This is a genomic window from Nostoc sp. UHCC 0870, assembly GCF_022063185.1.
In the GTDB taxonomy this organism is placed as follows: Bacteria; Cyanobacteriota; Cyanobacteriia; order Cyanobacteriales; family Nostocaceae; genus Trichormus.
The window spans coordinates 5,861,502-5,883,904 of record NZ_CP091913.1 but is presented as its reverse complement, the minus strand read 5'-3'; the positions used below and the strand labels follow the sequence as shown (position 1 = coordinate 5,883,904).

The window sequence follows — 22,403 nt, the reverse complement described above, 5'->3', positions numbered from 1 at the left end:
GTAGTGAGGACTTCAGTCCTCTCCTGATTATTAAGAGAGTACATCAGAGAAGTGCTAACCGAATAAAATCAGGACTAAAGTCCTCTCTAAGAACTGAAAATAATATCCCAGTTACGTAAGCCCTGTAAACCAATTACCAAACAAGTTTTAACTATGCACACTAATTGGCTAAATCAAATCGGAGACTGGAATCCCCAATTATTAAGGGAAATTAAAGGGCGTTTATATAAACGTAATGTGCTACTAGCAATTACTACCTCATTACTGAGTCAGTTGGGAGTATTTATTTATTTTCAAACTCTCTTACCGAATAAGGATCATATCTTGTATCCTAGACCGAATAGATACTGTACAGATAAGTATGTAGATATTGCAAATCAATGTTTTTTAGATAATTCTGGTAATATAAATATAAACTGGCAGCTATGGTTTCAAGACATATTTACCAGCTTGAGTATTATCGGATTTTTTGCAATTCTCGTGGCGGGTAGTTATCTACTTATCAATGATTTATCTGCTGAAGAACGACGCGATACGCTGAATTTTATTCGCTTGAGTCCCCAATCACCACAAAGCATTCTCTTCGGTAAAATGTTGGGAGTCCCTATACTTGTTTATCTGGGGATATGTACAGCAATCCCTGTGCATTTATGGTTAGGTTTGAATGCTGAAATTTCTTTGAGTTTCATTTTCAGCTTCTATCTAATCGTCATAACTACTAGCCTATTTTACTTCAGTGGCGCACTGTTATTTAGCTTAGTTGGTTCTTGGCTAGGTGGCTTTCAAGCTTGGTTAGGAAGTAGTGCAGTTTTGGGGTTTCTACTCTTAACTCAGCAAGGATTCAGAGATGCAAGATTATTTGATTACCCATTTGCAGTTTTAACACTGATTAACCCATACTATTTTATTCGTTACCAAGATTTAGCTAATTTCCAGTGGTTTGCTCTACCATTAGGCAATAGTTGGGTAATTATTATGGGCTTTGCTGTATTGATTCACTTGCTGGGAAGTTATTTTTTCTGGCAATCATTACAACGTTGCTTCCGCGATCGCAATACTACCATGCTGAGTAAACAGCAGAGTTATTTACTCACTACTGCTTTTACCATGATCACCATCGGCTGTGCAAATTGGCCAAAATTAGTCTTTGGTAAGTATGACTATTCTTCTGCATTCACAGAAAATATAGCTTCCCTGCTATTTCTGAATTTGTTTTTGTTCTTATATTTAATCGCCGCACTGACTCCCCACCGTCACAACTTACAAGATTGGGCGCGTTATCGTCACATGGCTTCCCAGCAGGGAGGGAAGGGTCAGTTAATGCAAGATTTAATTTGGGGTAAAAAAAGTCCGGGTGTAGTTGCGATCGCCATTAATGCCATAATCGCTATTAGCGGCTTAAGTTTGTTCACTCTGATCTCTTTAAGCAGTGCCACTGACAAATTCTATACCCTAATCGCGCTAATTTTTGCTGGTACTTTAGCAGCCATCTATGCAGCCTTAACCCAGCTACTTCTATTGATGAAAAATGGACAGAGGCTATTTTGGACTAACGGTGTTCTGGGTGCTGTGATAATTTTACCCGTAGTTACTTTAGCCATATTATTTTCTCGTATCCAAAACCAAACTTTCTTGTGGCTATTTTCCGTAGCTGCACCTATTATTGCTTTGTCCCCATCACGCGACTTATCAGCAATGACAGCTTTCTTGGCAATTATGGGACACACAGGTATTTTAGGTTTGTTGTTGTTCCAAATGACACGCCAATTAAAGAAGGTGGGAGAGTCGGAAACAAAAATATTATTGACAGGTAGCCAAGATTAGCGCGGCTCAAACTCTAATGAAATCAGCACTTACAACACTCAGCATTGAGAATCAAGTCAAAATTAAACAACTCCTAGGGACTGTCTTGGAGGGTGTTTGAAAAGTCTAAATTAATACTAGCCCCGGCGATTAGAAATCGCGGCTATACAGACGAAACCCACCTCCGTGGGTTTGAAAGTCCTAGTTTTTGGTTAGTCCGCGCAGGCGGACTTTGTTTGTTTAGTAGCGGATTATATTCGCCCAAAACTTTTCTTTTCAAACATCCTCTTATTTCCCGTAAGTTTCTGGTACAGCAATTGGTGACAAACCAGCGATCGCTCTTAAATTTTGGCAACGAATTAAATCAGTAAAATTTAAGCCAGAATTACCTTCAATTTTGTTGATTGTCTCAATAGCAGCTAATAAATGCTGTGCAGCTTGGGTTTCTGAGTAACCCCGTCTTTGGGCTACTTTAATCGCTGTTAAATCAGCATTTATGACTGATTCTGGGGATTTATTATTACGCCAAATGCGTGTGAGAGCGATCGCGCTTAATCCCCCAGCTACAGCTATACCTACAAAATCCGATTGGGTAGATTCTACCAATGCACCTATCAACCCAGCCAAAGCTACACCTTGATAAATATCTGGTTTAAACCATCTCACCTCCCTCAACCAAGCAACTTTCTGCAACAGTAGTAAATCCCGTTGCGGTTTCGACAGGCGACCCCATAAGTCAAAATTAATATATATCGGTCGCTCCTGATTCCAAGGTAAAGGAAAGGCCGCATCTATCACCTGAGACTGCTCTGGTTTACTGACAATTTTAGTTGTCATGCGCCCAGAAGCAGGCATCACATCTAACAAACGGCGAATTTCAATGTTTGACTCCATGTATTCTATTATGATGAGTGTGGTGTCAGAAAAAACACCGACTAGCTTTCTTAATTACGAATTACGAATTACGAATTACCAATTATCCTAATGGACGCTTTTGCTCCCATCCCACCTGAATGGACAAACAAGGCAATTCACGCTTATCAATTTTGCTGCCCTAGTTGCCGTGCTAGTAGCTTAGAGGCTGTGCAAGTTTGGATGAATCGGCGATCGCCTGTATTCACAGAAAATCATCGTCGCAAATGGCAGGAGTTTTACAACTGCCGATGTGGTTGTGTATGGTGGGCTTGGAGTAGCGATCGGCCTCCATCAGATTTGTTGAAGCAGCAAGATTCTAATCTCGAATAAAAAAAGCCCGCTTGCTGGCGGGCTTTTACCTGTAATAGATATTTAATTACCTATCTACTAACCATCACAGATTTAGAACCTGAAGGTAGTACGGAGAGTACCAACGTAGATGGTGTCGTTGTTGTCATTATGCTCAGGGTTAAAGATAACCAACAATCCAGGTGTTACCTGAATGTTATCGGTAAGGCGGATTTTGTAGAGTCCTTCTAAGTGATAAGAAGTGTTGGTGTCTCTGGTAACTCCAGTACCACCAGTTAGTTTAGGTGGTTGACCAAAAATAAAACCAAGGGTGTTACCTTCTCTACCAAAATCTTTCACAGCCAAGTTAGCAGCCCAGTGCCAAATGTCAGCATCTTGATTACCAACTTCGGATTTTGCATCAATGTAACCTACCCAACCACCAACTGCTAATTTAGAACTGGGTTGGAAACTAGCTTGGATACCGTAGTTGTTGGATGAACTGGCAACATTACCAAAGGGTCTACGAGCAGAGCTTGCTGCTATACTGCTTCCTGTACTAGCCGTAAGGTTTACACCATCAACATTATTCTGATAAGCACGAGCATAGGTAAAACCTACATTGAATGCTTTGCTTGGTTTGAAAGCTATTTGACCGAAGATAGCGTTAGCACCATCGAAGACACCATTACGATCAGCTGGTTGATTAGCGTTAGGTGCTAAATAAGCTGCGCTCAATGTCAAAGGGCCACGAGGATTGAATTCAACTGTCAAACCAGCACCACCAGAACCCAGGCGATAAATCGGGCTGAAACGTCCAAAGCGAGAAAGCGCACCACTACCACTGCTGCTGAAGTCAGGGTTGAAGACGTTGATGTTGTCATACAACTCAGCACCGACAGCATCAATCTTGACTCGTGCTGGACCAAGGTTGAAAGCGTAGTTTACTTTATCAATTTCAACGTTGTTGCCATTGTCTTCTTCAAAGCCTAAACGGGTCATTCTAGTACCAGTTACACCAGTATTTTCAACGATGTTACCGGAATTCAAACGAGTTTGCAGCCTGTCTTTACCAGTGAAGCTGGTGTTCAGTGTTAACCGCACCCGGTTAGAGAATGTGGTGTTGGATTGCAGGTCTCCACCACCGGCTCTTTGATCACCAAATACTTGAGACAAGCCAAAAATTGCTTCCCCAGAAAGTTTGGTGGTAGTAGAGAACTGATTAGCTTCCAATTCAGAAGTACGAGCTTCCAACGCATCGACACGACCACGCAGGGTTGCCAATTCAGCAGAAAATTCTTCTTGCAAACGCTGTAAGGTAGCTAGGTCTTCCTTAGTTACCAAATCAGCTGTAGCTGTAGCAATCAGTTCGTTAACTCTGTCCAAACAAGCATTCAAACCAGCAGCAAATTCATACCGAGTCAACGCTCTGTTACCACGGTATGTGCCGTTGGGATAACCTGCGATACAACCGTAACGCTCAACCAAAGATTGCAATGCTTGGAAAGCCCAGTCTGTAGGCTGTACGTCAGAAAACTGTGATACAGATGTTACTTGACCGATTTCTTGAGATGCTTGGGTCAATTGGGCAACACTTGTCACCTTTTCATTTGCTTCCCCAGCCAAAGCACTGTTAGCAGCCAAAAAGGTAGCTGCAAAAACTGCTGGACTTGCTTTTAAAGCGTTCCAGAATAATTTTGTCATGATTGTACTTCCTCTCACACCAACGATTTCATGCCAAGTCATGGTAGAATTTCTAGCTCAATAATTTTAGTTGAGATAATTTACACATGAGTTTCAGTGATTATTATACATATCTTCTTGTAATTAGCACAAGAGGATTGCTGATTTTTTTACTATGTTTACAGTTATTTATTCGGTAGACATAGAATAATCCGACGTTGATAACGTAACAGCCTTTCTGCTGTTTCAAATTCTTGAAGTAGGCGGGTTATTGTTACTCTGGTTGTGCTTAACACCTCTGCAATTTCCTGATGGGTAATATATAATTCAATCAAACACCCCTTTTCTACATTGCGTCCAAATTTTTTACTTAACCACACTAAAAATTCCCATAAACGTAGTGAGATAGGTTTGTAGCTCAGTATATTTAAAAGCTCCTCAGAAGTTTGAATGTGAGCAACTAAAGCATCTATATATTGATGCCAAAGGTGTGCCGGGATAGTGCTTACTTCCACACTGGTTAAACATTCAATTTGATAAGGGTTAACTTTGGATAAAGGGTAGCCGATTAAATCACCAGCCCCCCAATATCCTAGAGTAATAAATGTTCCATCTTCACCCCAGGTTAGTGTACGAACTGCCCCACGCTCAATCATCCAAAGTACGTCATGGCAAGGCTCAATGACTTCTCGACGAGTAAATAGCCTTTGTGGTAACTGTTCATTAAAGGTAGATTTATTAGATAAAATAGAAGCATTAGGCGTAAAGATAATCGATGACATTGTGGGGGATGTTCCTAGAATAAAACTACTAAGTTTTTGATTTATTTAAAATCAAAAAAGCATATTTTTTGTATTATAAAGTAATATAATGTAATTTACGTGAAAAAATATTTTTACATTCCCCAATTATTTTTTCTTGTATTTACTTCAATAGATGATTTTTAGATTTTGCAATCAATATATATCTAGTTACTATTTTATATTTTTATGAGAGATATATCAGCTAATATTTTTATATTTATACATATAAATAACTAATCCTCTGTATCGTTTATTAATTATTTTTGTTATTAGACATAATGTTTATACTTATTGGCTGAACTACTCCTATACAAGTTTATTAGAAAGCAAAAATTTAAATACCCAGTGATAAAACTTTTCAAGATTTTCTTAATTACTCTTAAAAGTATAAAATCTTACACTTTGTACATACATAGTGTTAAATTTTACTTATGTATCATATAAGATATTGTTTATGGATATATTTATTTTTAGAGTAGACATTACTCCACAGAAATATATTTTTATTTCCATGCCAAATCTAATTCCACAAGTTTAAGAAAAGGTAATGATATGGTAAAATCTTACTCACTTTTAGAGGAAAGTTGAAAAGTATTGGGTTACACAAACTAAGTCCGAATGGTGCGCGGGACTAATGAAAAATCAAGATATTACAGGATTTTGTCAAGAGTATCAACCAGAAATTTTAGTGAGTTGGTAATGGAAAAATTACTGCTTGAAACAGTGATTTTAAGTGCGATCGCCTTCCGTCCACCGTAGGCGCGCCTGATTTTTGACCCAACTAGAGTTTTTAACAACCTGATTTTTTTGACTGATACGCTTGTAAATTACAGTCTTTTAGGGAATGAAACAGCCCTGCCTTCACTCATAATGTTAAAAGTATGTAAAGTTACTGGATAAAACAATAGACACTTCAGTAAATACACAGTATGATGTCACTATAAGGTTATTTATGTGTTCCCTACCTTCTAGCTAGATGCCCACAGGCAACATCTCGCAATTGAAGTATAAGAGTATCGTTCTGTGTCAGATAAGCCTGGGGTATCCCAAACATAAATTATCCATCCTGTGGGATGAGTATTCTCCGCGCCTGTAATATGGTGTCTGTGGAAACACCCATCTCAAAAGAAAGTTTGGAATAATTTTTCATTTGGAAGTAGCTTAAAGCTTGATCGGTAGCTACTTTTTCAGATATCGCTACTCATATAAGGATACTAGCGACAACCCTAAAACTGACTATTTTTCTTTAGACCATACAAGAACAGAGAATGCAGAGATCAGGGAAAGTTTTCAGCTATCGCCCTGATCAAAAATTGATCTGTCGTCAAGATTGTCGAAATTAGTATTGCCAATCAAATATTTTCATCCCTGGTAAAGTCCTTTTTCAAAGGATGCTAGGGGTTAATTTGATACGACTTGAGGGTGCGAAAAACATCTTCTTTGAGAGTGGTAAAAAGTATGCTGAAAGTCTCAACTTTTAGCGAGTTGCTTGTGTCTTACAACAACAGTAACTGCGATCGGAAAACTTCAATATTACTGAAACAATTGATTCACGTAGGTAAGAATTATGGCAAATATCAACGGCACTAACGGTTATGACTACCTCATTGGCACAACTGGGAATGACACTATTAAAGGCTTTGCTGGGAATGATTACCTAAATGGTGACGGAGGTAACGATATCCTAGATGGTGGTGCTGGGGATGATACTCTGTTTGCTGCTGGGTCTGCGGGGAATAGTACTCTCATAGGCGGAAGTGGCAATGATGTTTTAGATGTCTCTTCATCTTTGGGGAACAATACTTTAGAAGGTGGCTCTGGGATCGATTCCCTTAATGCTTCTTATTCCTCTGGGAATAACACCCTCCGTGGGGATGCAGGTAATGACTCCCTTACGATTAATTACTCTACTGGCAACAATACAGTTTCAGGTGGAAGTGGTACTGATTACTTCTACGCTTATGGAGTCCAGGGTGCAAACACCCTCAATGGCGGCGATGGTAATGACTACTTCTATATCAGTGCCTCGTATACTGCACCTTCTTCCTTGGTCACTCAAACCGTAGATGGGGAGACAGGTAACGATTACTTATATGTTGATTACAGCAATGCTAGTGTTGGAATCACCTCAACTTTTAATGCCACCAATAAACAAAGCTCGATTACAGCAGGTACGAATCGAGTTAGCTACAAGAATATCGAACAATTAAGCATCACAGGTACAGCCTACGATGACTATATTGTGGGGACTAATGGCAACGATACCCTCTCTGGCGGTAGTGGTGGCAATGATACGATTCTTGGCGGTGCTGGTGACGAGTCTTTGAATGTTGACTATTCAACAGGCAATAACCTTCTGGATGGGGGAGCAGGTAACGATTCTTTCTCTGCTTATGGAGTACAGGGTGCAAACACCCTCAATGGCGGTGATGGCAATGACTACTTCTATATCAGTGCCTCGTATACTGCACCCTCTTCCTTGGTCACTCAAACCGTAGATGGAGGAACTGGCTACGATTACTTGTCTGTTGATTATAACTATGCTAGCAGTGGAATCACTTCAACTTTTAATGCCACCAATAAACAAGGCGTTATTACTGCGGGTACGAATCAGGTTAGCTACCAGAATATCGAACAATTAAAGATCATAGGTACAGCCTACGATGACTATATTGTGGGGACTAATGGCAACGATGACCTCTCTGGCAGTAGTGGTGGCAATGATACAATTCTTGGCGGTGCTGGTGACGATTCTTTGAATGTTGACTATTCAACAGGCAATAACCTGCTGGATGGAGGCGATGGCAACGATTATCTCTCCGCTTCTGGCTACTACTATTACGGTTATCCCACCGGCTCAGGTGCATCTGGCAATAATACCCTCTATGGTGGTGCTGGTAACGATAACTTGAATGCTAACTATTCAACAGGCAATAACCTGCTGGATGGAGGCGATGGTAATGATTATCTCTCCGCTTCTGGCTACGTCTACTCAAACTACTACTACTACTACGGAGAAGGTTATAGCATTGTCGGTGGTTCAGGCAATAACACCCTCTATGGTGGTGCTGGTGACGATAACTTGAACGTTGACTATTCAACAGGCAATAACCTACTGGATGGAGGCGATGGTAATGATTATCTCTCCGCTTCTGGCTACGTCTACTCAAACTACAACTACTACTACGGAGGAGGTTATAGCGTTGTCGGTGCATCAGGCGACAACACCCTCTATGGTGGTGCTGGTGACGATAACTTGAATGCTAACTATTCAACAGGCAATAACCTGCTAGATGGAGGCGATGGCAACGACTATATTTCTGTCTCTGGCTACAGCTACTACGACTACTACGGAGGATATACAGCAATTGGTTCTTCTGGGAACAACACCCTCAACGGTGGTGCGGGTAATGATTCCTTAATTGTTGACTATTCAACAGGCAATAACCTGCTGGATGGAGGCGATGGCAATGATTACCTTTCCGCCATTGGTGCAACAGGGGATAACACCCTCTATGGTGGTGCTGGTGATGACACCCTCTATGGTGGTTCTGCCCGCGATATCTTGATAGGTGGCAGTGGTAATGATGTCATCTATGGATATGGCGGTGATGATATCTTTGTCTTCAATAGTTTCACTGAAGGCGTTGATAGTCTTAATGACTTCGATGCTGCTAATGAACTGATTCAGGTATCGGCAGATGGTTTTGGTGGTGGGTTGTTCGCCGGTTCACTCTTAGCTAGCCAGTTTACACTGGGAGCATCGGCAACGACAAGTGATCAGCGATTTATCTATGACTTGAGTACAGGTGCGCTGTATTTTGACCAAGATGGCAGTGCTGGTGGATTTAGTCAGGTACAATTCGCACAAATAAATAGTGGCGCGTCACTCACTGAAAACAATTTTGTGGTTGTTTAATAATTTATATAAAAAATAGAGGATTAGCAAAGTGGAAACTTGCCAATCCTCTATTAGTGATGGTTTTGCATAATTTAGGAGCGTTGACCGGTGACGATGTACGCCACCCTTTCACCAATATTAGTTGCATGATCTGCCATTCTTTCCAGACACCGAATCGCCAAGGCTAGTAAAATAATTGGCTCAACAACACCTTGCACATCCCGTTGTTGAGCTAAAGTCTGATAGAGGCGATTGTAGGCATTATCTACAGTATCATCTAAATATTTCATACTCCGCCCACCGACTGCATCTAAATCAGCTAAAGCAACTAAACTAGTTGCTAACATTGCTTGGGCATGATGAGACATCACAGCAATCTCTGGTAAAGATGTATGGAGCGGATAAGGAAAGATTTTTACGGCGATATCAGCTAAATCCTTAGCATAGTCACCAATACGCTCTAAATCTCGTACTAATTGCATAAAAGCACTCAAACAGCGTAAATCTTGAGCCGTAGGTGCTTGTAATGTCATGATAGACGTACAATCTGATTCTATCTGTCGATAAAAACGATCAATTTTTTTATCTAATCGAGGAATTTCCTCTGCTGCTTGCAAGTCACGGGAAAATAACGCTTGGTGGCTGAGGCGACATGATTGTTCCACCAAAGCTCCCATGCGTAATACATCCCGTTCTAATCGCCTAATGGCGCGTGCTAACTGGGGACTTGCAGGGTTCGGACTATAAACAACGGCTTTCACACTTGTAGTCTCAAACGTGAAGATATTCTTAACTATAGTCTTCGCTTTCGGAGTTTGCCATCACCGCAGGGAAGTGAAGTTGCATCCATGCACCACCGGTTTGGGTATGGTTCATGGCTTTGATAGAAGCACCATGAGCTAAGACAATTTGCCGGACGATCGCTAAACCCAAACCATTACCTACAATAGTTTCTACAGGACTATTTGCTGGTAAGGAAGAATGAGTCCGGGATTTATCTCCGCGATAAAATCGCTCAAAAATATGGGGTAAATCTTCTTCTGCAAAACCTACTCCAGAATCAATCAGATTGATTTCTAAAATTGGATCAGTAATATCGCCCCCCTGATGATCCTTTGACTGCAATATTTTGGCTTGAATCTGAATGTTAGCAGCAGGTGGACTATATTTAATACTATTATCCAGCAAATTGAGAAAAACTTGATAAATGCGGGCTGGATCAGCTTTAATCCAGATATTTTCGGGGCCAGAATAGGAAATAGATAACTTGTGACGTTGTGCCAATGGTTCTAGGGTTTCCCAAACTGATAGAATGAGCGATCGCAATTCCACTACTTCAGTTTGTAATTGAAACGCCAGACTAGTTTCCATTTGGGTGAGTTCTAGCCAACTTTGTACCAAGTTAATCAATCGGTCTACTTCCTGCATTAAACGGTCAACCCAGCGATTTAAAGGCGGGTCTAAGCGGTTTTGCAGGGTTTCTACCACCAGGCGAATTGAGGTTAAGGGGGTTCTTAACTCATGCGCTAAGTCGGAAAATGAGCGTTCCCGCACTTGGTTCATGTCCTGGATGGGTTGGCGGTTCTCTAAAAACACTCCGACTTGGCCATTTGGTAAAGGTAAACTAGCAGCTCGCAACGCCAAAGATTTGATTGTGGGCATTTCTGCGGGATTATCACAAGAAGGATGAAACATCCAATCTTTAGTTTTAGCTATTTGTTCATCACGAGTTTGCTCAATCAAGCGGTCAAGTTCATAGGAACGGACTAATTCTAGCAACAGACGCACCTGTCCAGGTTGCCATCTTTGCAGATACAAAATTTTCTGTGCTTGCTGATTACACCACAGGAGTTGATTTTCTTCATCAACTTGCAAATATCCCACTGGCGCAAAGTCCAAGAGGTCTTGGTAAGTTTGTAGTGACTGCTGCAAATCTTGTCCTTGCTGCTTGAGCGTGACAAGTTCTTGCCTTAACCGGGGTAGCCAAGGCATTGTCACTTTAGGAGTGCGGGAGTTTAAAGGTTGGAGTACGCGCTCCAGGTAGCGGTTCAGTTGAACCTGTTGCCAAATCCAAAACCCAATACCTACCGCTAAACCTAGAAAAAATCCCAATAAGAGCATTTGAGGAAAGAGTTGTTAGTTGCTGGTGATTACTAAAAACTAACAACTATCTGACTAGCTTATCCGAATCGATAGCCAAATCCTCTTACAGTCACAATATATTCTGGATGGCTGGGGTCCTGCTCTAGTTTTTCGCGCAACCACCGGATGTGAACGTCTACGGTTTTGCTATCCCCGACAAAATCAGGCCCCCACACTTGGTCTAGCAACTGTTCCCGTGACCATACCCGGCGAGCGTAACTCATGAATAATTCTAATAAACGGAATTCCTTAGGAGAAAGGTTTACTTCTTGTCCACGTACCAATACCCGACATTCTTGGGGGTTTAAGGTGACATCCTTATATTTGAGGACTGGTAGCTGTGGTAGGTTGCTGAGGCGTTGGCGGCGGAGTAAAGCGCGACAACGGGCTACTAACTCCCGCATACTAAAGGGCTTAGTTAAATAGTCATCTGCCCCTACTTCTAACCCTAACACGCGATCGGTTTCGCTACCCTTGGCACTGAGCATTAAAATTGGTACAGGGTTGCCTTGATGACGTAGTAAACGACAAATATCTAAGCCATTGATTTGAGGCAACATGATGTCAAGAACTACCAAATCAAACGGAAAATCTCCTACATTGGGTTCAAAACCTTTCATATATTCCACAGCAGAACGCCCATCAGGGGCAGTTACTACGCCATAACCTTCCTCTTCTAATGCTACAACTAGCATTTCTTGGATTAGCTCTTCATCTTCTACCACCAGAACACGGCTCGTTTGTCCAATGTCTGCTCTAGCAGAATATTTGATTGATTCACTGGTGTACATTGATATCACAAAAGTCTAACCCTGTGCTTGTATCAATATGATGCTTATGTTAATTATCTGTCTTCAGTGCATTCATGCTTGCACCATCGTGAATTACTTTGCAAAAAAGTAATGTTTGTAACAGTAATACATATATCATAAATTACTCTGGTTGCAAGCAGGCGATCGCATTTACATTAACTTATAGCAAAAGTCACGGGAGTAGCCTTCTACCCTAAGAGGTTCGGCGTTTGCATTGCTTCCTACAGGGAAGTTCAGTCGAACGGAGAGTAGAGGAAAAATTTTAACCCAATCCCCAGTCCCAAACACTTGACAATAGCAAACTCATCTGAGTATATTTAGTAGTACATAAATACTATAAAAAGACCTAGTACAACACGGCGGAAATAAACAGACCATTCCAAATCAATGAAACGCTTACGCTGTATTCATTTTGAATTTTGAATTTTGAATTCCGCCTTGCGGTACTAGTTATGCTCATAGCCCCCTCCTTCCTTACTCTTAGGGTGTTGGGGGTGGGGTTCTTGTACCTCACTAAAGCGAGAACCGCCATATTGCTTGATTTCAGTAATTGCACTGCATCAACAATCTTTATTTCCAGGCTACTCTGAAATGTCTGCATAGAGTAGTTATTTGGTATGACTTACCCATTAAACTATTACACATCAAGGAGTTGAAATATGACAACAGTTGCAATCAAAGATAACAAACAGCAACTACTTCAAGCATTTCAACAAATTCTGCATGAAAGGAAGAGACTAGAATCAAAAATAGCCACTAAACAAGAAGAAGCGGATAAAGCTAAAAATCTGGAAACTTTAGCAGTTGCTTCTACATATACAGTTGATAGTATTGTCAAGGGTTTAGCCGATTTACAGTTAGAATTTGGTAGTATTGTTAATAGTCTTGCTGAAAAATTAGCTCAAGAGAATTCAAAATTAGATGAACTTAATCGAGCTATAGAGATTGAGATTCAAATTCTACAAGACCTGCAAAAAATTAGAATTGTTGCCGATGCTCTAGATATTTTACAACAAGAACATCAAGAAAAGCTAAAAAATCTAGAGCAAGATACTGCTACTAAACAAGAATCACTAGAAAAAGAAATTTTAATTAAGCATAAAGATTGGCAAAAAGAGCAGTTAGACTTTGAAGAAGCACTGCAAAAATATAATGATTTTTTGATCAAAGAACGCCAGCAAGAGCAAGATGAATATCAGTATAAACTAGAAACTACACGTAAACTTAATACTGATGCCTATGAATCTAGAAAACGTACATTGGAAAGAGATATTCAAGAAAAAACTCAACAGAAAGATAAAGATTGGAATGAAAGAGAAAAAATATTGAATGAACATCAGACTTTATTTACTGAATATCAACAAAAAGTAGCATCATTTCCTAATGAACTCGAAGAAGCAGTTAAAAAAGCCAGGGAGGAAGCTATTAAAGATACTAGTCAAAAAGCTAAGATCGAGGCTGATTTATTTGAAAAAGAATGGGAATCTAGTAAGCAAAGCTACGAATTGAAAATCAAATCTTTAGAAGAAGCAATTCAGAAACAAACTGAACAAATAGAAAGCATATCTACACAATTGCAATCAACATTAAAACAAGCCCAAGACTTGGCAATGAGAGCTTTTGATAGTTCTACTTCTAAATAATTAGCAATTCATTTGTAATTAAGTATTTGTGATTAATAAAAGGTGCTTATGACAACCAAAAAACTAACAGATAAAAATACCAAGGCTGAGATTCTCCAAGCTTATGAAGATTTAACCAAAGAAACATCAGCACTAAAATTACAAATAAATCAAGGATTAAAAGAAAAAGAATCAGTAAATAAAGAGCAACCTAAAGCAGAGCCAAAGCAACTGATAAATCAGCCTGTTACCATCCAACAAAAAATGAATTATACAATTGAAAATTTAGCAAAAATTCAATTAGGATTCGGTAGCGCGGCTAATGAATTATCAGAAAAATTGACTACACAAGCCTCTAAGCTAGAAGAAATTATAAAATCTGTAGAAAATGAAACTGAGCAATTAAAACAGTTACATAATTTAGAAGTTACGGATAATACTTTAGATACGCTGATTTCATCATACGAAGATAATTCTAAAGCTTATCAAGATGAGTTTAACCAGCGTTACGATTTACTCTCACAAGAAACATTAGCACAGAAAACCGCTTGGCAAAAAGAACAAGAAGAACACCAAATAACAATCAAAGAGAGAAATGATGACTTAAATAAAACTCGCCAAAGAGAAACAGCAGAATATAAATATGATTTAGAACTCCAGCGACGATTAAATCTAGATGAATATGAACAAAGACAGAAAGCTTTATATCAACAGTTAGAAGAATTAAAAGAGGAAGTAGAAAAACAGTGGGCGGAACGAGAAAAGACAATTTTTGAGCGGGAGCAGCAATTTGAAGAGTATAAAACCAAAGTAGAAACTTTCCCGAAAGAAAAAGAAGCAGCCATAAAAAAAGCCACCGAAGAAGGTAAAGGAATAGCTCACTATCAAGCTAAAGTAAAATCTGATTTATACGCCAAAGAAGTAGAAGGGCAAAAGCGTTTTTATGAACAGAGATTACAATCTCTAGAACAAACAATTACTAATCAGGAAAACAGACTACAAAACCTCTCTAAACAACTGGAATCAGCCCTCAAACAAGTGCAAGATTTGGCAGTAAAAGCCATTGAAGGGACTGCAAATGTTAACTCATACCAGGCTATGAAAGAAATAGCATTAGAACAGGCAAAAAGCCAGGTTAAAAATAAATAATGAGGTGACACAGAAGCAGTGAACAGTGTTGATGAATGATAACTGTTCACTGTTCTATAGTAGATTTAACCAACTATATCTGCTTTTTCTAGAGGTTCTGGGGAAGCCGCAGAGTTTTTAAATGCCAAACGCAACAAAGGCGGTGCTAAAAAGGTAGTCAGGATAACCATGATGATAATTGCTGCTTGCAGGGGTTTATCTAAAGTACCACTAGCTGCACCAATACCAGCAAATACTAGACCAACTTCACCACGGGGAACCATACCTACACCAACCGCTAATCGGTTGATTCCAGGCTGACCAAAAATTGCCCACCCGGTGACAACTTTACCAATAATTGCCACGAAAATTAAAAACGCAGCAATAATTAATCCTTCTCTATTCTCAGGCAGTACAGGATTCAGTACACCTAAGTCTACTTTAGCTCCAACTGTCACAAAGAAAATAGGTACGAAAACATCAGCAATGGGTTTAACCTGCTCATCTAACTCCTTGCGTTTGTCGGTTTCATCTAAAACTAAGCCAGCCGCAAACGCACCTAAGATAGCTTCTAGATGGATAGCATTACCCAAGAAAGCCATAAAGAATGCAAAGATAAATGCTGGAATAACTAAATTTCCACGTGTTTGAAATTTATCTGCAACAGCTACAAAGCTTTGATTGAAAAATTTGCCCAGTAAAATCGAGCCAATGAGAAAAACAGTGGCACTAACAATTAAATAAATGACGTTGAAAATATCTACTTCGCCTGTTTTAGCCAGACTAGCAACCACTGCTAACACGATGATACCCAAGATATCGTCAATGACAGCTGCACCAACAATAATTTGACCTTCTCTAGATTTGAGATAGCCAATTTCTGAGAGAACTTTAGAGGTAATACCAATACTTGTTGCTGTCAGAGCTGCACCAGCAAAAATGGCTGGAATAACTGGGGCATGAAATAATAAAATCAGTCCTGCTGTTCCCGCAGCAAAGGGAACTGCTACCCCAACACAAGCCACAATGGCAGCTTGATAACCGACTTTTTGCAATTCTTTTAAATCTGACTCCAAACCAATTTCAAATAACAGAATAATCACACCCAATTCAGCCAGAATAGAAATCGCTTCACTCTGACTATTGAAGATGGCTGTGACTGCATCAGGGGTGAGTTTGTTAATGAATTGCAGCACAGTCATAATCATGGAGTCATCAGCTACTGCACCGCTTTCGGGAAACACAACCAAATGCAAGGCCGAAGCACCAACCAATACACCACCAACCAATTCGCCTAAAACTGGAGGTAAGTCTATCATCCTAGACAACTCACCGCCAATTTTACTAGCCAGATAAATGACTACCAAGGTGAGTAATACACCAGTCAGAACAATGGGAGCATTTTCGGCGTTGTTTTCTGTTGTCAACAGCAAAGGTGGCAATGTAGAGATTAATGCTGTCAAAGAATTCATCGAATTAATGATTGGGTCTGAAAAAATCATCTGGTTTATCTGTAAATCCTGGGGTCAATTACTAATTGATGTAGGTTGCAAATAATTGGACAGTTTCTTCCCTATCCAAAATTAGTTGTATCTTTTGCTAGAGTTTAGCCTGATTTCGTAAGGCGGGGAATAGGGATTGGGGATTGGGAATATATATACCCTGTCACCTGTCACCTGTCACCTGTCACCTGTCACCTAGTAGATAGTGGTAGCAGCATCACTACCACTTTTAACCAAAGCAACAGCTTGTTTGAGAGCTTCTACACGGTCTACAAACATATAATGTGGTGGTACAAATCTAGCAACACCAAAGTTTTCTAAGCGGCGTTTAACTTTACCTGTTGCACCGACTATGAGAACGTGACGTTCTTGCTCACAAGCGTCTTTAATGGCGTTTTCAATTGCTAAAGAAGCAGTCACTCCTAACATGGGTACATCGCTGAGATCCACAATTAGCACATCTGAGTCTGCCATTGCTGAATGTTCACGAGCGATCGCTTTAGAAACTCCAAAAATCATCGGACCACTCAAGTAAAATAGCAGAATGCGTCCATCGGCTTGATCTAGCAACTGCTTTTCTTCATCATTCAAAACGATAGTGTCATCAGCATCACTAATTGTCTTCACATCTTGAGATTGTAATTGTGAAAGACGCTCAATAGTTAAGATGTTTGCAATGAAAACTCCTACCCCTACAGCCACAATCAAGTCTACAAATACGGTGAGGAACAAAACACCGTACATAATGATTGAGCCTTTCCAAGAAACTTTGTGAGCGCGTTTCAGGAAACTCCAATCGAGAATATCAATCCCTACTTTCAGTGCAATACCAGCCAACACTGACATTGGGATATTTTCGGTGAGATTTGCTGCCCACAAAACTACAACCAACAAAACTAAGGCGCGGGTTAAACCAGATACAGCCGTTCTAGCACCAGTTTGGATATTAACTACTGTTCCCATTGTCGCACCAGCACCTGGTAGTCCACCAAACAAACCAGATACTATGTTACCAATGCCTTGACCAATCAATTCTTTGTCAGATTTATGTTCAGTGCGAGTCAAACTATCTGCAATCACTGCCGTTAGTAGGGTGTCAATACAACCCAACATCCCCAACATCGCACCATCGACGAGCATAATTGTGATTTGCGATGCAGAGAAAGTAGGCATTTGCAAGCTTGGCAATCCCATTGGAATTTCGCCAATGTTCCTAATTCGTCTAATGTCAATATTGCCGAAAAAGACGAGGGAAACTACAGTACCAATAATTAACGCTACTAACTGGGGTGGAACAACACGCTTTATTTTAGATGGCATTAAGAAAATAATTGCCAACGTCAGCACACCCAAAGCTATTTCGGCGGGTTTGACGTTTGTCAATAAACTGGGCAGATTCTGTAATATTCCCAGCACCCCACCTTTAATCTTGTCTTTATAACCAACAAAAGGCGCAATTTGCAAAATAATCAGAATCACCCCAATCCCTGACATGAAGCCAGAAATTACACTGTAGGGCATGAGGGTAATGTATTTACCCAGCTTAAATATGCCAAGTAAAATTTGAAACAAACCCGCTAGCATGACTACAGTAAAAGCCATCGCTAAACCGGTTTTGTCATCAGCACCAGAGGCCGCAGTCATTGAAGTAACAACGGCAGTCATAACTACAGTCATTGGCCCTGTAGGTTCAGAGATGAGGGTTGGCGTACCACCAAATAATGCGGCAAAAAAACCGACACAAACAGCACCATAAAGACCCGATGCCGGACCCGCGCCAGAGGCAGCTGCAAAAGCCAAAGCTAGGGGTAGAGATACAATTGCGGCAGTGACACCACCGAATATATCCCCTCGCAGGTTTCTAAAATTAATAGTATTGGTCAAGGACATTGTAGTTTCCTAAAACAAGCAAAGTTTTGATGGGTGACAAAAATTGGGGCAGTCTTTAGTAAATTTTTTATTTCATAGGCATGAAAAATTAAGACAAGAAAACAAAATTTTCTTGCCTAGCCAAACACAGGTACAAAAAAAGCTATATACACTACTTACATCAAGAGTAAGTTTCCGTTATAGCTAAATTAATTTCTGATGAGAATAGCTTACAGCTTTTCAAGTCGATGTTGTCAATTCTATCTGATAATTATTAAAACAATATTAAATCACCATCATCAATAAAAACTTATACATCTGAATAAATCTTATGTTTGAAGAATAATAAAAAAATCTGTATCTAGCGTTAATTTTTCTTTATGTCTTTGATTTACAATGCTTGGGGAAAGTTTTCGGCAATTTGGCAACCTCATGTTTCCTAGAGCAGTTTTAATAGACATATCAACAGGGATAGCGGATATAGTGAGACATCGATACAAGGCAGGGATCAATCCTAGTCTCCGTATTCCTAGCCCATCGCCAGTTGTTGACCAAGGGTTGCAGAATGACTCTACATCGTTGAAACGGTAAAGTTACACCCCTTGTTCATCGCTTCACACAACTGGCTATAAATGAAAACAACAGAATATATCTACAAATTAATTTTTCTTTGTGTCTTTGTGCCTCTGTGGTGAAGAAGCACAAAGAATAAGATATTCTTCTTTACTAAACTGAGGTTACTAATAACCCATTATGTTTGAGTAAAGAACTTGTACTGGGTTGACGACCCCGGAAAGTTTGAAAAACCTCCATTGGATGTTTGCTACCACCAAGAGCTAAAACAGTATCTCTGTAACGTCTACCAGTAGCTTTAATGGCTGCTTCATCTTCTAGTCCCGCTTCTTCAAAAGCAGCGAAAGCGTCAGCACTTAGCACTTCAGCCCACTTGTAACTGTAATATCCTGCGGCATAACCACCTTCAAAAATATGTCCAAAAGCACACAAGAAGGCATCTTCTGGCAACGGAGGTAATACAGTTGTCATCTTGGCAACACGATGACGCACATCGGCGGCGGTTTCATTACTACCTGGAAGATAACGAGAGTGTAATTCTAAATCAACAAGGCTAAAGTGGACTTGCCGCAAAATGACGCTACCACTCATGTAATTACGTGCCGCCAGGAGTTTTTGATAATAATGCTCTGGTAGCAGTTCACCAGTTTCATAATGTTGAGCCATGCTAAACAAAGTAGTACGCTCATAGCACCAGTTTTCCATGAACTGGCTAGGTAGTTCTACAGCATCCCATTCAACATTATTAATCCCTGCTGCACCACTATAGTCAACCTTGGTCAGCATATGATGCAAACCATGACCAAACTCATGGAACAAGGTTTCTACTTCATAGAAAGTCATCAAACTAGGTTTACCATCTACTGGCGGAGTTTGGTTACATATCAAATAAGCCACAGGTAGGCGAATAGTAGTCACACCATTGTTAGTGATTTTGCTGCGATTAATGCAAACATCCATCCAAGCACCACCACGCTTTTCGGCGGGACGGCTGTAAGGGTCTAAGTAGAAGTAGGCAATGGGAGTACCTGTTTCATCAGCTATTTGGAAATAACGAACATCTTCATGCCAAACTGGGGCTTGACCATCAGCTGGAGTGACGGTGATACCAAAAATTCTGTTAACTAGTCCAAATAAACCTTCTAAAACTTGGGGTAGAGGGAAGTAAGGTCGTAGTTCTTCGGCGGTGAAGGCAAATTTTTCTTCCCGTTGACGTTCAGCCCAAAAACTTATATCCCAGTGTCGTAAATCTTCGGCTTCTGCTGCTCCTTTACTAGCGGCAAAAGCTTTGAGTGCGTCTAAATCCTGAGTAGCAGAATCGTAACTGGCACTGCGTAATTCTTCTAGGAGTGTCTCGACTGCCTCAACATTGGCGGCCATTTTACTGGTTAAGCTTAATTCAGCAAAATTTTGGAATCCCAGTAAATTAGCTAGTTCCTGGCGCAACTCCAAAATCCGTTCTATAAGGGGTTGATTATCTAATTCCCCTAATGAAGCGCGGGTGATATAGGCTTTGTAGAGCTTTTCGCGCAAATCACGACGGGTGCTGTGCTGCATGAAGGGGTTGTAGCTGGGGAAGTCTAAAGTAATGCGCCAAGGGCCATTTTCTGGCGTGGCGTTTTCTTCTCCGGCTGCTCGTGCAGCTTGTGCGGCTAAACTCAGCCAACTTTCAGGTAAACCGTCAACTTCTTCTTTAGTTGTGAGAGTTAAGCTAAAGGCTTTGGTAGCATCTAGAACATGGTTAGAGAATTTAGTAGAAAGTTCTGCTAACTCCATTTGAATAGCGTTGAAACGTTCCCGTGCTTCACCTTGTAAGCCGACACCCGAAAGTTCAGCATCACGAATAGCGGCTTCGACGATTCTTTGTTGAGCTGATGCTAAATTTTTCCAACTATCACTAGCGCGGATTTCTTTAAAAGCATTATAGATGGGTTGGCTTTGTCCCAGCTTGTTCATAAACTGTACTACCTGGGGTTGCACAGTTTCGTGAGCCTCGCGTAATTCTGGGCTATTTTTGACACCCATTAAATGACTTACAATACCCCAACTCCAGTAGAGGCGTTCTGTGAGTTTCTCTAGGGGTTCTACTAAACCACTCCAATTAGGTTGGATATTAGCTTCTAAGGCACTCAGTTGTGCTTCAAGTTCTGCCAACAATTGTTCAAAGGCTGGTATAACTTGTTCTGGTGTAATTTCTCCAAAGGGAGGTAATCCAGAACCTTGGAGTAAATAATTTTGGGGAATAGTGATATTTGCACTCATGGTTTTATGTGAGCAGCAGTTGATGGGTAAATAACGATTGTAATTTCTTTTATTTCTAATATAGCGATCAGCTACGGCGGGGCGCAGCCCATCGCCAAAAGCGAGGCTTAATACCCAAATGACAGAGATTGTATTGCCAATAACATAGAGTTTTGGCACTTTTCCAGGGATAATCTTTACCAAGATACCTTTGTATTGGGTGCTTCGAGATGAAATTAATATTTTCTGTTTTACTGACACCTGTAGCTGTGTTGTTAGCTTCTGGACAAGCATTAGCAGCACTGCAAACTAAAACTGTTGAGTATAAACATGGCAATACAGTTTTAGAAGGCTATCTAGCCTATGACGATGCTATCAAAGGTAAGCGTCCTGGTGTTTTAGTAGTGCATGAATGGAATGGATTACAATCCTATGCTAAAAAGCGTACTGAACAATTAGCGAAACTGGGTTATGTGGCTTTTGCTGCCGATATTTATGGTAAAGGCATTAGACCGAAAAATGCCCAAGAATCAGGAACACAAGCGACAATTTACCGTAAAGATAGACAATTATTACGGGAAAGAGCCAATGCTGGGTTAAAAGTTTTACAAGCAAATCCCCTTACCGATATTAAACGCATTGCCGCCATTGGTTACTGCTTTGGCGGTGGTACTGTTTTAGAATTGGCTCGTAGCGGCGCAAATATTGCCGGAGTAGTCAGTTTTCACGGCAACCTCGACACCCCCAACCCTGAAGATGCGAAAAATATCACAGCCAAAGTCTTAGTCTTACATGGTGCTGATGACCCCTTTGTACCAGAGGAACAAATCAAAGGCTTTGAAACCGAAATGCGCCAAGCTAATGTAGACTGGCAATTCATCTCCTATGGTCGTACAGTACATAGTTTCACCAATCCAGAAGCTAAAGGTGAGATTAAAGGCTCAGAATATAACCCTATTGCTGACCAGCGTTCTTGGGAAGCTATGCGGCAGTTTTTTGCAGAAATATTTCGGAAGTAGGGAATAGGGAATAGGGAATGGGAAATAGTACGGAGGTTACATGAATACTGGCTAAGTATTTAATTATTATCGAAATACCCAGTCCCTAGTCCCCAAACGCCA

At 40.4% G+C, this 22,403-nt stretch carries 15 protein-coding genes; 6 read left to right on the top strand and 9 right to left on the bottom strand.

What is annotated here, in order from left to right; translation table 11 throughout:
- The first annotated feature begins 153 nt into the window (after positions 1-153).
- Positions 154-1,824, top strand: a complete 1,671-nt coding sequence (locus L6494_RS24970; RefSeq protein WP_237990418.1) for a hypothetical protein — start codon at positions 154-156, stop codon at positions 1,822-1,824.
- A gap of 267 nt (positions 1,825-2,091) precedes the next feature.
- Here L6494_RS24970 and L6494_RS24965 read toward each other — a convergent pair whose 3' ends face one another.
- Entirely contained in the window at positions 2,092-2,697 is a 606-nt protein-coding gene (locus L6494_RS24965; protein ID WP_237990417.1) for a DUF3318 domain-containing protein, read from the bottom strand.
- A gap of 90 nt (positions 2,698-2,787) precedes the next feature.
- On the opposite strand from L6494_RS24965, the gene L6494_RS24960 reads away from it, so the two are divergent.
- On the top strand, positions 2,788-3,048 hold the full coding sequence (locus L6494_RS24960; protein WP_237990416.1) for a hypothetical protein: 261 nt from the start codon (positions 2,788-2,790) through the stop codon (positions 3,046-3,048).
- Between the two features lie 72 nt (positions 3,049-3,120).
- On the opposite strand, the gene L6494_RS24955 is transcribed toward L6494_RS24960, so the two are convergent.
- Both L6494_RS24955 and L6494_RS24950 read right to left on the bottom strand, forming a co-directional pair.
- Positions 3,121-4,710, bottom strand: coding sequence for an iron uptake porin (locus L6494_RS24955; RefSeq protein ID WP_237996264.1), 1,590 nt, complete (start codon positions 4,708-4,710; stop codon positions 3,121-3,123).
- 164 nt (positions 4,711-4,874) lie between these two features.
- The gene (locus L6494_RS24950; RefSeq protein WP_237990415.1) at positions 4,875-5,471 is read right to left on the bottom strand and encodes a Crp/Fnr family transcriptional regulator; all 597 of its coding nucleotides are present in this window, start codon (positions 5,469-5,471) and stop codon (positions 4,875-4,877) included.
- A 1,588-nt stretch (positions 5,472-7,059) separates the two neighbouring features.
- Here L6494_RS24950 and L6494_RS24945 point away from each other — a divergent pair.
- Complete coding sequence (locus L6494_RS24945; protein WP_237990414.1) at positions 7,060-9,411, top strand: beta strand repeat-containing protein; 2,352 nt, start codon at positions 7,060-7,062, stop codon at positions 9,409-9,411.
- 74 nt (positions 9,412-9,485) lie between these two features.
- On the opposite strand, the gene phoU is transcribed toward L6494_RS24945, so the two are convergent.
- From phoU to L6494_RS24930, 3 genes are read right to left on the bottom strand one after another with little or no spacing between them, the layout of a single operon-like run.
- Entirely contained in the window at positions 9,486-10,154 is a 669-nt protein-coding gene (gene phoU / locus L6494_RS24940; RefSeq protein ID WP_237990413.1) for a phosphate signaling complex protein PhoU, read from the bottom strand.
- Between the two features lie 28 nt (positions 10,155-10,182).
- Positions 10,183-11,514: an ATP-binding protein gene (locus tag L6494_RS24935; protein WP_237990412.1), complete on the bottom strand. Its 1,332-nt coding sequence runs from the start codon at positions 11,512-11,514 to the stop codon at positions 10,183-10,185.
- A 59-nt stretch (positions 11,515-11,573) separates the two neighbouring features.
- A complete protein-coding gene (locus tag L6494_RS24930; protein ID WP_237990411.1) occupies positions 11,574-12,326 on the bottom strand; it encodes a winged helix-turn-helix domain-containing protein in 753 nt (250 codons plus the stop codon).
- A 680-nt stretch (positions 12,327-13,006) separates the two neighbouring features.
- Between L6494_RS24930 and L6494_RS24925 the strand changes: the two genes are divergently transcribed.
- On the top strand, positions 13,007-13,990 hold the full coding sequence (locus tag L6494_RS24925) for a hypothetical protein (protein WP_237990410.1): 984 nt from the start codon (positions 13,007-13,009) through the stop codon (positions 13,988-13,990).
- Positions 13,991-14,038: 48 nt separating this feature from the next.
- Entirely contained in the window at positions 14,039-15,118 is a 1,080-nt protein-coding gene (locus L6494_RS24920; protein WP_237990409.1) for a hypothetical protein, read from the top strand.
- A gap of 65 nt (positions 15,119-15,183) precedes the next feature.
- Here L6494_RS24920 and L6494_RS24915 read toward each other — a convergent pair whose 3' ends face one another.
- The 3 genes from L6494_RS24915 to L6494_RS24905 form a co-directional block, all read right to left on the bottom strand.
- A complete protein-coding gene (locus L6494_RS24915; RefSeq protein WP_237990408.1) occupies positions 15,184-16,599 on the bottom strand; it encodes a cation:proton antiporter in 1,416 nt (471 codons plus the stop codon).
- Positions 16,600-16,794: 195 nt separating this feature from the next.
- Positions 16,795-18,489, bottom strand: coding sequence for a bicarbonate transporter BicA (gene bicA, locus L6494_RS24910; protein WP_237990406.1), 1,695 nt, complete (start codon positions 18,487-18,489; stop codon positions 16,795-16,797).
- Positions 18,490-19,194: 705 nt separating this feature from the next.
- Entirely contained in the window at positions 19,195-21,303 is a 2,109-nt protein-coding gene (locus L6494_RS24905) for a M3 family metallopeptidase (RefSeq protein ID WP_237996261.1), read from the bottom strand.
- Between the two features lie 209 nt (positions 21,304-21,512).
- Here L6494_RS24905 and L6494_RS24900 point away from each other — a divergent pair, with 209 nt between their 5' ends.
- Positions 21,513-22,301: a dienelactone hydrolase family protein gene (locus tag L6494_RS24900; RefSeq protein ID WP_237990405.1), complete on the top strand. Its 789-nt coding sequence runs from the start codon at positions 21,513-21,515 to the stop codon at positions 22,299-22,301.
- Positions 22,302-22,403: the final 102 nt, after the last annotated feature.